At 56.8% G+C, this 11,869-nt stretch carries 14 protein-coding genes and 1 tRNA gene; 12 read left to right on the top strand and 3 right to left on the bottom strand.

The window, feature by feature from the left end; translation table 11 throughout:
• The first annotated feature begins 21 nt into the window (after positions 1-21).
• From M4I36_RS00400 to M4I36_RS00370, 7 genes are all read left to right on the top strand, one after another.
• Positions 22-408: a hypothetical protein gene (locus M4I36_RS00400; RefSeq protein ID WP_258109622.1), complete on the top strand. Its 387-nt coding sequence runs from the start codon at positions 22-24 to the stop codon at positions 406-408.
• The gene (locus M4I36_RS00395; protein ID WP_258109621.1) at positions 405-761 is read left to right on the top strand and encodes a hypothetical protein; all 357 of its coding nucleotides are present in this window, start codon (positions 405-407) and stop codon (positions 759-761) included. Before M4I36_RS00400 ends, M4I36_RS00395 begins: the two co-directional genes overlap by 4 nt.
• A 1-nt stretch (position 762) precedes the next feature.
• Positions 763-1,497 carry an ATPase gene (locus M4I36_RS00390; protein WP_258109620.1) on the top strand — a complete coding sequence of 245 codons (735 nt, stop codon included), beginning with the start codon at positions 763-765 and terminating at the stop codon, positions 1,495-1,497.
• A gap of 267 nt (positions 1,498-1,764) precedes the next feature.
• On the top strand, positions 1,765-2,937 hold the full coding sequence (locus tag M4I36_RS00385) for a mannosyltransferase family protein (RefSeq protein WP_258109619.1): 1,173 nt from the start codon (positions 1,765-1,767) through the stop codon (positions 2,935-2,937).
• A gap of 4 nt (positions 2,938-2,941) precedes the next feature.
• Positions 2,942-4,117 (top strand): fibronectin type III domain-containing protein, encoded by a 1,176-nt coding sequence (locus M4I36_RS00380; RefSeq protein ID WP_258109618.1) that lies wholly within the window; start codon positions 2,942-2,944, stop codon positions 4,115-4,117.
• Entirely contained in the window at positions 4,098-5,192 is a 1,095-nt protein-coding gene (locus M4I36_RS00375; protein ID WP_258109617.1) for a glycosyltransferase, read from the top strand. The genes M4I36_RS00380 and M4I36_RS00375 overlap by 20 nt, the downstream gene beginning before the upstream one ends.
• Complete coding sequence (locus tag M4I36_RS00370; RefSeq protein ID WP_258109616.1) at positions 5,189-6,370, top strand: acyltransferase family protein; 1,182 nt, start codon at positions 5,189-5,191, stop codon at positions 6,368-6,370. Before M4I36_RS00375 ends, M4I36_RS00370 begins: the two co-directional genes overlap by 4 nt.
• Positions 6,371-6,392: 22 nt before the next feature.
• On the opposite strand, the gene M4I36_RS00365 is transcribed toward M4I36_RS00370, so the two are convergent.
• The 3 genes from M4I36_RS00365 to M4I36_RS00355 all read right to left on the bottom strand — a co-directional run bounded on the left by M4I36_RS00365 (position 6,393) and on the right by M4I36_RS00355 (position 7,377).
• Positions 6,393-6,623, bottom strand: coding sequence for a type II toxin-antitoxin system HicA family toxin (locus tag M4I36_RS00365; protein WP_258109615.1), 231 nt, complete (start codon positions 6,621-6,623; stop codon positions 6,393-6,395).
• The gene (locus tag M4I36_RS00360; RefSeq protein WP_258109614.1) at positions 6,616-6,921 is read right to left on the bottom strand and encodes a type II toxin-antitoxin system HicB family antitoxin; all 306 of its coding nucleotides are present in this window, start codon (positions 6,919-6,921) and stop codon (positions 6,616-6,618) included. The genes M4I36_RS00365 and M4I36_RS00360 overlap by 8 nt, the downstream gene beginning before the upstream one ends.
• A gap of 111 nt (positions 6,922-7,032) precedes the next feature.
• The gene (locus tag M4I36_RS00355) at positions 7,033-7,377 is read right to left on the bottom strand and encodes a hypothetical protein (RefSeq protein ID WP_258109613.1); all 345 of its coding nucleotides are present in this window, start codon (positions 7,375-7,377) and stop codon (positions 7,033-7,035) included.
• A gap of 205 nt (positions 7,378-7,582) precedes the next feature.
• Here M4I36_RS00355 and M4I36_RS00350 point away from each other — a divergent pair.
• The 5 genes from M4I36_RS00350 to M4I36_RS00330 all read left to right on the top strand — a co-directional run bounded on the left by M4I36_RS00350 (position 7,583) and on the right by M4I36_RS00330 (position 11,868).
• A tRNA-Gly gene (locus M4I36_RS00350) sits at positions 7,583-7,658 on the top strand.
• A gap of 175 nt (positions 7,659-7,833) precedes the next feature.
• Positions 7,834-8,784, top strand: a complete 951-nt coding sequence (locus M4I36_RS00345; protein ID WP_258109612.1) for an RluA family pseudouridine synthase — start codon at positions 7,834-7,836, stop codon at positions 8,782-8,784.
• Between the two features lie 11 nt (positions 8,785-8,795).
• Positions 8,796-9,869, top strand: a complete 1,074-nt coding sequence (locus M4I36_RS00340) for a M42 family metallopeptidase (protein ID WP_258109611.1) — start codon at positions 8,796-8,798, stop codon at positions 9,867-9,869.
• A complete protein-coding gene (locus tag M4I36_RS00335; protein WP_258109610.1) occupies positions 9,860-10,885 on the top strand; it encodes a M42 family metallopeptidase in 1,026 nt (341 codons plus the stop codon). Before M4I36_RS00340 ends, M4I36_RS00335 begins: the two co-directional genes overlap by 10 nt.
• Complete coding sequence (locus M4I36_RS00330) at positions 10,882-11,868, top strand: M42 family metallopeptidase (protein WP_258109609.1); 987 nt, start codon at positions 10,882-10,884, stop codon at positions 11,866-11,868. Before M4I36_RS00335 ends, M4I36_RS00330 begins: the two co-directional genes overlap by 4 nt.
• Position 11,869 lies beyond the last annotated feature (1 nt).

Raw genomic sequence — 11,869 nt, 5'->3', positions numbered from 1 at the left:
CTGGTGGGGAGGGAAGACCCGATGAGATCAGAACCGACAAGCCCGCTACGAGAGCGGGTCATCGTGCTCGCCCATGAGGGCCACTCTGCGGAGATCCTCGATGTGGTCGATATCGACCATGCCCGCATCCTCGCCGGTCCAGACCACCAAAGACGGAGCATTCCCATCGCCGACGTGCGCGAATACATCGCCCCTGAGGGAAGAGTTTGGGTGCTCCATGCGCCAGACTGGTATGTGCAAGAAACCAAACACCTCGCCTCCGTGGAGATGTCTCGGGTCATTCAGGCAGCGGTCAATTATCAGAGGCCGGGAGCTGCCTCCCCCAAAAAGAATCGGTGGGCTATTCTGCTGCCGATTCTGCTGATCATCTTCGTCCTTATCTTTGTGATGGCGGTGATGCACTCATGACGAGCGAAGACAAGCTTCAGCAAGTCATCAATGCGGACCTGTTCAGCTCGACTCCCAGCGTCGATGGTTTGCGCCAGGTGCTCCAGTTCATGGAGCCTCATGCGCAACCTCTTTCGACCCCTCAGCTGCAGGCCCTCGCTTATCTGAACTATCTGGGCATGCGAGATTTGCACGCAGAATTTCGGGAGAAGAACAAAGGGAAGCATCCCTATACCAATCTCGTGAAATGGATTATGGATAGTGCGATCAGTCACGCGGATCCCGGAGTTTTTCTACGCACCATCGAAGCCGTGCTCCCCCCATCTCCCGTCGTGACGGCCGGGGATGGAAAGTCGGGCAAAAGGAGGCGGTAACGTGCCGCATTTTTTTCTAGTGGAGGGGCCTTTAGGGGCAGGTAAGACGCTCACGGCTTCTCTGCTCGCGCACTATTGGCGGCAGCGCAGTGGCGCTTCCGTGCAGCTGTTCGCCAATTACGATTTGCTGCATGCGACGCCTCTGGATGCGGTAGACCGATGGCTGGAAGTCGCGGAGGCCAGAGGCTCGATTTGTATTTGGGATGAAGCCCAGCTCCAATTCGACCGGCGGCTGTGGAGCCGAAACACTTTCATCACACAAATCTTCAACATGACCCGCAAGCTCCGCGCAGTGCACGTATTCGTCAATCCTGTGGGGATGAACCTAGACTCACGGATCCTCGATCTGGTGGAGGTCCTTATCCATGTTACGAAATATCCCTCCGGAGCGATGGGGCTCGATTTGTACGAATTCCAGGACAAGCGATGGGGGCCATACGGGAGACGCTTGACCAGGCTCTCTCTACCGGCCTATAAGGTGCGTAAGGTCCAACGATTGGCCCTGTACGATACCGACCAGGTCCTCTATCCGTTCCCTTCCCCAAAGACGGAGGTGGAACAAACTAAGCTCCTGAAAGCGATCGTGCAGGCCCAGCAAGAAGCCAGCGCCAAGGAGAAACACCAGGAGGGAACCCGTGACGGATGGGTCCATCAAACGACCCACTATCTCGCGCGAACTCTGGCAGAGGAGGAAGACGATGAAGCATCCGGCGAACCTAGCTTATCTTTTTCCTAGTATCCCTCCTGCCTCTCTCGCACGGCAATTCCGCAAATACCATGCGGAGAAGATGGAGGGCTTGGCCCATCAACTGCTCCACATCACTGGATGCTTAGGCCTCCCAAGGGAGGCTCTCAGTGCGCATATGCGCCTCAAACTCTCAGACCATCGGTTCCGGATCGGAGCGAAGGTGTATTATGCCCTGCGCCCCGAAGATTTCACTCCGAATCTCGCTCGCAGGTGGGGCGACCGTGTCGGGTTAGTTCGCCGAGAGGGGGGCGAGGGATGAAGGGCCAGGTGTCGGAGCGGATGCAAGATTGGACGATTGCGCTCGGCATCTACGCCCTCTCGCGCGTCGTGATGTCGCTAGGAGCTATCCTGGCGTTGGCCGTGGCCCATGTCCCGCTGTCCGGGGGAATTTATGAGGCGGTGGTCGGCAGCCAAATCCATGACGACTCAACCTGGTATGCGGCCATCGCCATGACAGGGTACTGGCCCCAAGATACCGCTTTTTTTCCTGGGTATCCGCTCCTCATCCGGGGGTTGATGGACGTGACGGGGCTGAGCGCCGGGGCGTCTGGTCTTATCGTGGCGAGCGGATTCTACATTGCGGACTTATACCTGTTCCAGCGTATGGCCCGGTCCCTGTTTGGTAGAAAACCGGCCTGGGGGGCCGCCTTAGTTTGGGCCCTTTGCCCCGTGGCCTTCTTTCTCAGCTCCGCGTATACGGAGCCCGAATTCGCCTTCGGTATTTTGCTTTGTCTTTATATGATTTCTCGACGCAAGTATGGTCTGGCGGCTTTCGGCGCCGCGTTCGCTTGCGCGGTGCGAAACGAAGGGGTGGTCCTCTTGATCCCGTTTCTGTTCGCCCTCGTACAAGACTGGCGCGCGTCCGGTCGGCCCGCTCTCCGGGCACTCGCTTGGACCGCTGTCCCGGCTGGGGTGCTGCTCTCCTATGCAGGTTTTCTATGGGTCACGTTCGGGCATCCTTTCTTGTTCTCCAAAGTAGAAGCCTTGTGGGGACGGCATCTTGCGTGGCCGTGGATGACGCTCTACCACGGGTTCATGAGCCTTCCATATTTGTTCAGCATCAATGGATGGTACGGCAAAGCATATTATGCCCTCGAAGCCGTTTCGGTCGTCTTTGCGATCCTTGCCTTGGTGTACGGCTATCGTCGATTACCTAAAGGCTGGTGGTGGATGTCCCTCGCCCTGATAGCCATCCCCCTCTGTGACCCTGGGCATGGTCTGGAATCCATCACCTATCACCCGCGCCCCATACTCGATTACTTTTTCAGCTTTGACCGCTTTACTCTCACCATGATCCCGCTGTGGTTTGTCGCCGGTGCTGCTTTTGACCGGGCCTCCCGGGTATTGCGGATGGTGTGGCTCACGCTGTCGAGTGGGCTTCTAGGCACGTTAACTCTCTTTTTAGCGTTGGGTTACTTTTGGGGGTGAGGGTATGAAGCGAGTCCTGCGATTCCTGGCAGGTGCCATGGTGTTTGGGTTGGTCGTCGGTGCACCTCTGACCGCGCGTGCAGCCGGACAGCCTGCCTTTTGGGAAACCTATACGTCGAGCGGAGGTTGGACTTTCCATTTCATGGACCTTCCGGACCCTGGACAGACCCTCACCTTTTATGGAGGGTTTGAGTTTGGCACTGTGGAAGGTACGGCAGTCAACCCCGCCTCCAACAGCGACCCCAACGCGATAGGATCGTTCCAAGTCGAGAACGGAGACTTGCAGGGCAACGATGTGGACGTCAGGAATGCAAGCAATACTATCCTAGCTTACTCAGTCGTAGCTGGGTCGCCGCCGGTGGTCCCTGGTCCAGTGTCTTCCCTCTCCCTTTCCAACGAGACCTATGATTCGGCGACGCTCTCTTGGAGCCCTCCCTCCACGGGGGCCAACGACTATCAGGTGTATCAGAATGGGAATGCCGTAGGAAGTCCAACGAGCGCCTTAGATTACGTGGCGGGGAACTTGCAAGCCGGAACCACGTATACATGGCGAGTGCAACCCCTTGATGACGCCGGGGCAGGTCCGGACTCCTATGCCGTCACCTATACGCCGCACCTCACACCGATGGATCCTGTGACTGGGCTGACTGTGCATCCCATGGGGGACGGAGGAGCGACACTTGCCTGGTCCCCCCCTGCCAACGCTCCTGATGGGACCACGTACACGGTCTATGCCAACGGCCGAGAGGTTGGGACTTCGACGCAGCCCACTTATACGGTGCCCTCCTACAACCCGAACACCGTCTACACCGTCGTCGCGTCAGCTCCCGGTTTCCAAGGCACCGTTCCCGCAGCAGTCGGCGGGGTGGGGGGCTTCCAGAACCCCTTTTCTCCCGCCCAGGTGATCGCAGCCTCCGGCTCACTGGTCCTGACGGTCTACCGGTTCTTGCTCCTCCTCCTCGCTTTCTACGTTGGGCGTTGGCTCTACAGGTTGTTGCAATATCTTTTCCGACATCCCGCAGGGGAAGGACCCGACTACGTCGACAACACCTCGGACTGGGATGCACGGCCCGATAGGGGGGACGCGCCGTATGCCCGATCCTTCCTGGAGTCAGACGTCGCGCGTCCCATTCCAACTTACCAAGAAAAGGAGCGCCATTATGATGAATCGGACGATTAGTGTGATTGTGCCCACGCGCAATGAAGGGAGCAATCCCCATGCCTTGACGGCGCGGGTGACTTCGGTTTGTGGGGAGGAGGACTATGAAATCATCTTTGTGGATGCGTCCTCCGACCCGCGTTCTCTGGCGGTGCTCTCCCACCTCAGCCAAACCGTCCCAGGCGTGCGGGTGCTCCCCCAGACATCACGGAGCGGGTTGGCAGGGGCCGTGCTGGAAGGTGTTCAAGCGGCCAAGGGCGAGTATCTCATCGTCATGGACGGCGACTTACAGCACCCGCCCGAACTCATCCCTTATCTCTTGGATGCGCTGCGGCGAGGGGATGACCTATGCGTAGGGGCAAGGGCTCAGGTGCTGCCCACATCGGGTTTTTCGTCGCTCCTCCGGGCCCGGATGTCCGACAGCGCGACGCATGTGGCGCATTGGCTCCTCCCGGGCGCTCGTAAGACACCTGATCCCATGTCCGGCTACTTTGCTTGCCGCGCGTCAGCCATAGGAGACATCTCCGATCTGCGGCCTGTCGGTTTCAAGATTTTGTTGGAGATCCTCTGTCGTCGCCCCGCGCTCCGTGTGTCCATGGCGCCCTATGGTTTCGGGTGTCGGCAGGAGGGAGTGTCCAAGTTCTCGGGACGGGTGTTTATGCAATTCGGCCTCCATCTGGCGCGTCTCTTTTTGCTGCGAAAAGGGGCACGGTACGCCTTTGTGGGTGCGTTAGGGGCCGGGGTGAATGTGGTGGTGATGCAGGCGCTGCTGGGAGCGGGGATTCCCGCCCTGGGAGCCTCCCTGGGAGCAGGGTGGGCCGCTCTGGTGTTTAACTTTCTCACCAACAACGGCTGGACCTGGTCGGACATAGGCTCTCCGAGACTGCCCTATTGGTCCCGGTTGTTGGTGTACGTGCTGGTGGCCCTCCTCGGACTGGGATCCACGGCCTTCGTCATGCTCTCTCTAAGAGACCTCGGGATCCTCCCCATCCTTGGGCAAGCGGTGGGGATAGGAGTGACCTCGGTCTGGACTTTTCAGGCGCATAAGCGCTTAACCTTCCGCCCGCGGGTGCCAAGGGGGACGAGGTCTGCGTGAGCACTACAACGCCCGGCGGCACGACACAGACCCAGGCTCAGCCGGTTCGTTATGCCGCCCTTGATGGACTCAGAGGGCTGGCGTCCTTGGCGGTGCTCAATATGCACGTCTTTGGTGCTTTTCCGTTTTTCTATGGCGCGGCCAGGACGTGGGGCGAAAAAGCGCTCAAGTGGTGGCCCTTCACCCTCCTGTCGGATGGCCGCCAGGCGGTTATCTTGTTCTTCTGCCTCTCCGGCTTTGTCCTGTCCCTAGCTTGGGAGAGAGAGAATCGCTACTGGGTCTTCCTCAGACGGAGATTCTGGAGACTCTACATCCCATTCTCGGCTGCCGTGCTGCTGGCCCTTGCCGTGAATCGGTTCCATGTGCCGCCCTCCGCAGGGATATCAGCCTGGGGGAGCCAGTTTTGGCGGGTCCCACTGTCGTGGGGGCAAACGGTCAATACCTTGCTCTTGGTAGATCCGTTTCGGTACAACCAAGTGAATCCCGTCTTCTGGTCCCTCACCTTTGAGGCACGCCTCTCCCTCCTTTTCCCGGTCCTCTTTTGGGTCGCGCGGCGGGCATCTGCCTATTCGAGGGGGACATGGTTCCTTGGTGCCGTCCTTGCGGCGTATGTTTTAGATCTCCTCTTTCCGACGAAGCATCTGAACAATTGGGCCGACACATTGCTGTACGCGATTGCGTTTACGGTGGGCATTTGGCTGGCCGGTCATCGCGCTCAGTTACAGCATCTGAGCAGAGGATGGAGTAGGGCGTGTCTCATAGGGGGCCTCTTTGCGGTGGGGTGGCAATGGGACTGGATCCCGGGCAATTGGGTCATCGACGCTCGGACCTCTGCTTGTCTCTCCGCCTTGCTGGGATCGATCCTGCTCCTCATATGGGGGATGAGTGGACGCGACATGGGCTTGTTAACGAGTCCCCCTGTTCGGTTTCTCGGGCGCATTTCCTATAGTCTGTACTTGGTGCATTTCCCTATCGCATTCTCTCTTCTCTACCTGCTCTGGGGGAAGATGCCGACCGTGCTGCTGCTAACGCTTATGTACGGGTGCGTGGTGCTGGGGGCCTACGTGTTTTGGCGCTCAGTGGAGCGGCCAGCTACGGGGAGGTCCCGGCAGATCCGAGGAGCGCCCAGCAGTGAAGCCATAACTCCTGAGGCGGCCAATCAGAGGGAAGGGGGGTGAGATCTTAGAGCGTATGGACCAGTTATTTGCCAAGCATCTCGACAAATTCAGCGACGGACAAGCCGGTACTCTTCAGGATGGACCGCAGCGTGCCTACTTTCAGATCTCGGTTTGCATGCACTGGGACCGAGAACGGATCGTGGCCCGGTTTGTGAAGGATATAATGAGAGCCGCTGATGCGTGCGACCGTCCAACCGTGGCGTGTGAGCACCGCCACCACGGCCTTTCCGGACATCCGAGGCAACTCAGGCATGCTTCACATCCACGTACTTCCATTCAAGGGTGTCCGGCAGACCCTGTTGCCTGCGCACTTCCAAAAGGCCCTCAATCGCCTCTTGAATGTTTGAGAGCGCTTCGTCCACGGTCTCTCCTTCAGAGATGCAGCCGGGAATGATCGGGCACTCGACCACATACCCTCCGACGTCGTCCTGGTGGAGTACCACCGGATACTGCATAACGGCACCACCGCCTCGCCATAGGTTGCCTTCCCATTTACTCTGTCCACTCCCGCGCGTGCGCATACTGCCTCTTATCTTTATGCTCCGATGCACCGGAAATCACCTCCAAGGACCTTCTGTGCACAATATAGCATGTGCATGCTGCACAGTCCACACCTGGGCCAGGGCGCACCCCAGAGGTTATGCGTTTATGCTTTTTGTACGTCATGCGAACGCGAGCCACCACCACCACCATCCAGCGTAGTAAGCTCCATAGCCGGGATATCCCCATGCTCGGCCATTGCCGTATGGTCGATAGGCGCCGTTGCCGGCGTAGACAGGCCCAGGGCCATATCCGTAGGCAACTAAAGCCGCATCGAGTCGCTCGCTCTCGGCATCCGTGGCATCGGCTGCGTAGGAAGCAAGTCCAGACGGAGCGTACTGTCGGGGGACGCGCATCAATACGCCTTGGGGTGTGACCTGTTGAACAATTCCACGATGAACGCCCCACTTTGTTTGAAACTGTACCCATTTACCAAGAGATTGGTAGCACTGTCCGTAGGTGCACAAGGAAACTTCCTCCTTTCCAAAGGAATACCTCAGTCTACGTTCTCAATAAAATTGGTGGCTTGGCATCCGCCTGGTACAGTTCAGAAATGGGCGTGGCCCTCGGGGAATGAGAAGTTGAGAACGTCGCCATCCGCAATTATTTTTGTCAGACGTTCGCGAGAGTTGGATGTGCCCTCAAAATGTTGTATAATGACTGCAGATACCTGCGGATGTAGTTCAATTGGCAGAGCGTCAGCTTCCCAAGCTGAATGTTGCGGGTTCGAGCCCCGTCATCCGCTCCAAAACATAGACGAGCGACAGAGTTCTGTCGATACGGGAGCACAGAGACTACTCTGCGCTCCTTTTTTATGAAGCTTAGCCGTGCCGCAAAGGATGTCGACTCCTCTATATCAAAGGTGGCGCATGCATATTTTCACCTTGGAATTTACGGTCCCAGATAATCTTGATGGAGGCACAGTGGAACACATTTTGCGCTCTCATCTAAAAATGTCGCAAAGAATGATTCGGACGCTCAAACAAACCGATGGTGTTCTTCGAAACGGGGTGCTTGTTGACCGACTGTACAGACGGGTCACGCACGGGGATGTTCTCACGGTCCTACTCCCCGAAGAGACAAGCGATATTGCCCCAGAGTCCATGAATCTGGAGGTCTGTTATGAAGATTCTGGTGTTGTCATGGTCAACAAGCCTCCAGGCGTTCTGACGCACCCCACAGCACGGGAACGACGAGGCTCCTTATTGGCGGGAGTCCGAGCTTACTTGGAGCCTGATGGCCTCGTGCCACACTGTATCCATCGGTTGGACCGCGACACCTCGGGACTACTGCTGTTCGCCAAACATGCGTATGTGCACCATTTGTACGACCGATTGGTCCGCAGACATGCTCTTCACCGCGAGTATCTGGCGCTTTGCTACGCGCCAGATACGCGTGGAACCGACGGAACTTGGCAGACCATTCAGTCGTCCATTGCCGGGGACGAATCGAAGCCCTCGCGTCGCGTGCTTGTTGAAACTGGCGGGCAGACAGCGGTCACGCACTACCGAGTACTGGCTCGAACGGCCCGTGCAGCCGTTGTTCAATTGTCACTAGAAACGGGCAGAACGCATCAAATTCGCATTCACCTCGCAAGTGTGGGATTGCCACTCATCGGAGACACAGACTACACGTACCAACTCTATGGCAACGCCCCACGCGATGCAGCGACTTACGCGCACATGGCGAATGGCCAACAGTTGCATGCGTTTCGTCTCTCCTTTTCGACTCCAATCGAGCAACATCCGGTCTGCGTAGAGTCACCACTTCGACCGGAGATGTTGGAACTGTGGGAAATGCTTGGCGGTCATCAGACGGACTGTAACTTAGTCAATTGCGAATTCTTCTGCGGCAATGCTACAGTAGAGGAATGAAGTAGAGAGGAGTGAGTGTCGCAACCGTGGAAAACCATTTAGAAACCTTAAAATCAATGTTGCAGGGACACGGTGGACCTGGTTTTGAGCAGGACATCGCCGGCATCGCAGAAAGTGCATTTCGTACATATACCCCGGATGTTCAGCGAGATACCCTCGGCAACGTGATCGCAACGGTGAGTGGGGAAGGAGCCGGAGTGCGCCCGAGAGTTATGTTGTCAGCGCATATGGACGAGATTGCATTAGTTGTGACCAAAGTGGATAAAGGCGGGTTTTTACGAGTATGGCAGTCGGGTGGATTTGATGCGCGGACACTCGTTGGCCAAGAAGTCATCGTGCATGGGCACGAGCAGCTTCACGGTATCGTCGGGTCCAAACCTCCCCACCTGACAACACCGGAGGAGCGAAGCCAAGCCGCACCCTTGACGGATTTGTTCATCGATGTCGCCATGCCGGAGGATCGCGTTCGAAAACTGGTGGATGTAGGGTCTCGCGTCACGCTCTATCGACAGACGATGGATTTGTTAAATGACCGAATTAGCGGCAAGGCGCTCGATAACCGCACCAGCGTCGCAGTCATCCTCGAATGTCTCAAAGCGCTCAAAAGCTATCACCATTCAGCTGATGTCTTAGCCGTTGCAACGGTTCAAGAAGAAGTGGGTGTGCGTGGAGCACAGACTGCCGCTTATGGACTCCGTCCGGATATCGCGATTGCAATCGATGTCACTTTTGCGGATATGCCAGGGCAGGCGCCAGACGAAAGTTACAAAATAGGCAAGGGGCCCGCAGTCTGTTTTGGACCCAACATTCATCCGAAAGTCTTTAAGGGTCTGCAAGCGACGGCGACTCAATTGCGCATCCCGTACCAATTGGAACTCTCACAGGGTCCAACAGGGACAGATGCACGTGCATTCCAAATTACTCAATCAGGCATCGCTTCAGGATTGGTAGGGATTGCAATCCGCTACATGCACACATCCGTTGAAACGGGAAGTTACAACGACATCGTCGACTGCGGTCGACTGTTGGCCGGATACGTGGCGAGTATCAATCAGGCGTCCGTGGAGGAACTGTCATGCTATTAAAACAATTAACGGAAGCAATGGGTCCATCTGGATTTGAAGACGAAGTGCGGAATCTTCTCCGTGAGCAACTTTCAGACAAAGTCGACCACATGTACACCGATGTCCTCGGCAATTTGTTTGCAGAAAAGCATTCGGACAAAACTGGCCCGCGGGTCATGCTGGATGCGCATATGGATGAAGTGGGTATGATGATTGTCCATGCCGAGGACAACGGATTGCTGCGCTTTCGCCCTCTCGGAGGCATTGACCCACGAGTGCTCGTGTCAAAACCAGTGCGCATCGGGTCCGAAAAACGGTATGGAGTCATCGGGTCAAAACCGATTCACCTCCAAACCATGGAAGAGCGCAAAAAGCCACTTCGTATGGATCAGCTCTATATCGACATCGGAGCTCAGTCAAAAGACGAGGCACTGGCGCACATTCAACTCGGCGACGTGGCTGTCTTTGCCACGGAGTACGCGGAAATTGGCGAGCGTGCCGCAAAGGCAAAGTCTTTTGACGACCGCGTCGGTTGCTCAATCGTTGCAGAAGCCATGGAGCGGCAGTGGCAAATTCCCGTAACTGGCGTTTTCACTGTTCAAGAAGAAATCGGACTGCGTGGAGCGACGGCAGCTGCTTATCGCATCAACCCGGATATTGCCATTGCCGTTGAGGGCACGGTCTGTTTCGACGTCGTGGATGCGCCTTCCCATGGACAGTCGACCGTCCTTGGAAAAGGCCCGGCACTCACCGTGCAAGACGGCCAGACCCTCGCAGACGCACGGTTTCTGGAATTTTTAATCGCCACCGCCGAAAAGCACAATATCCCATGGCAGTTGAGGCGAGTGAAGGGCGGATCGAACGATTTTGGCGCGATTCACAAAGTTCGCGAAGGAATTGTCGGCGGAGCCATTTCCGTGCCCGTTCGCTACATTCACGCTCCCGCACAAATTATTTCTCTCGACGACTATCAAGCCTCTTTGCAACTCGTCTGTGCTGCCATTACGGAAATTCAGGAAGGACGATGGAACGCATGAAAGAATTTATTCGACAACTCGCCAGTCAAATCATCCCCTCCGGATATGAACGCAACGCATTGCCAGACCTTCTTCGGTCCTTGGAAGACATCGCCGATGAGACGCACATCGACGTGCTCGGAAATGGCATCGTCAAGAAAGCAGGTCATGGACCGCACGTAGCTATCTCGGCGCACATCGACGAGCCGGGAGTCATGGTGATTCACGTCGAGGACAACGGCTATCTGCGCATTCTGTCCGTCGGCGACCTGCAGCCTGGCCGTTTGATTGGCCGCCATGTGCAGTTTACGGGCGGCTCTATCGGTATTGTTGGTGTGGAATCGGAAGTGCGTGCGGAAAATGTGACCTACGACCACCTTTATGTCGATCTCGGTTGTCAAACTGCCGCCGAGGCGAATGCCCTTACTCCAATTGGCACGTGCGGCGTTGCCCTGGAACCGGTCGTTGAACTCGAAGGCGATTGCCTTGCGGGACGCGCGCTGGACAATCGCGCTGGCTGTGCTGCAGCCATCGAAGCATTTCGCGCGTTGGCCGGTGAAGGTCGGCGTGTCTCGCTCGTATTGGCGGCCCAGTCTACGGTGGGGGCCCGCGGCGCAAAAACTGCTGCGTTCGCGCTTGAACCGGACGTCGTCTTTGTGATTGATGCTGCTCCTGCAGGCGATATGCCGAAAGCAACTCGTATGGAACTATCGCTTGGCCAAGGGCCCGCCATTAAAATTCTCGATGGAACGATTGTCATTCCGCTCGCGATGAAAGACCTGTTGCGAAAGGCTGCGGATGAAATGAAGATAAACGTCCAGTACGAGGTTTGGCCAAATGGAAAGTCGGATTCGGGGGCTTATCATTTGTCGCAATCCGGAGTGCTGGTAGGCTCCATTTCCTATCCAGCGCGTTACGTCGGCGGCATTTCCACGGTCGTCAACATCAACGATGTGCAAGCTGTCAAAGACTTGGTCATTGCTGCCGCCAAGGCGTATCAATAAG

This window comes from Alicyclobacillus sp. SP_1 (assembly GCF_024706985.1).
GTDB lineage: Bacteria > Bacillota > Bacilli > Alicyclobacillales > Alicyclobacillaceae > Alicyclobacillus_I.
This window is presented reverse-complemented; position numbering and strand designations above follow the sequence as displayed.

Excerpts from the sequence above, each read along its gene's own strand:
- M4I36_RS00400 (WP_258109622.1), top strand. The coding sequence starts at position 22 with ATGAGATCAGAACCGACAAGCCCGCTACGAGAGCGGGTCATCGTGCTC.
- M4I36_RS00395 (WP_258109621.1), top strand. The coding sequence starts at position 405 with ATGACGAGCGAAGACAAGCTTCAGCAAGTCATCAATGCGGACCTGTTC.
- M4I36_RS00385 (WP_258109619.1), top strand. The coding sequence starts at position 1,765 with ATGAAGGGCCAGGTGTCGGAGCGGATGCAAGATTGGACGATTGCGCTC.
- M4I36_RS00380 (WP_258109618.1), top strand. The coding sequence starts at position 2,942 with ATGAAGCGAGTCCTGCGATTCCTGGCAGGTGCCATGGTGTTTGGGTTG.
- M4I36_RS00375 (WP_258109617.1), top strand. The coding sequence starts at position 4,098 with ATGATGAATCGGACGATTAGTGTGATTGTGCCCACGCGCAATGAAGGG.
- M4I36_RS00365 (WP_258109615.1), bottom strand. The coding sequence starts at position 6,623 with ATGCCTGAGTTGCCTCGGATGTCCGGAAAGGCCGTGGTGGCGGTGCTC.
- M4I36_RS00335 (WP_258109610.1), top strand. The coding sequence starts at position 9,860 with ATGCTATTAAAACAATTAACGGAAGCAATGGGTCCATCTGGATTTGAA.
- M4I36_RS00330 (WP_258109609.1), top strand. The coding sequence starts at position 10,882 with ATGAAAGAATTTATTCGACAACTCGCCAGTCAAATCATCCCCTCCGGA.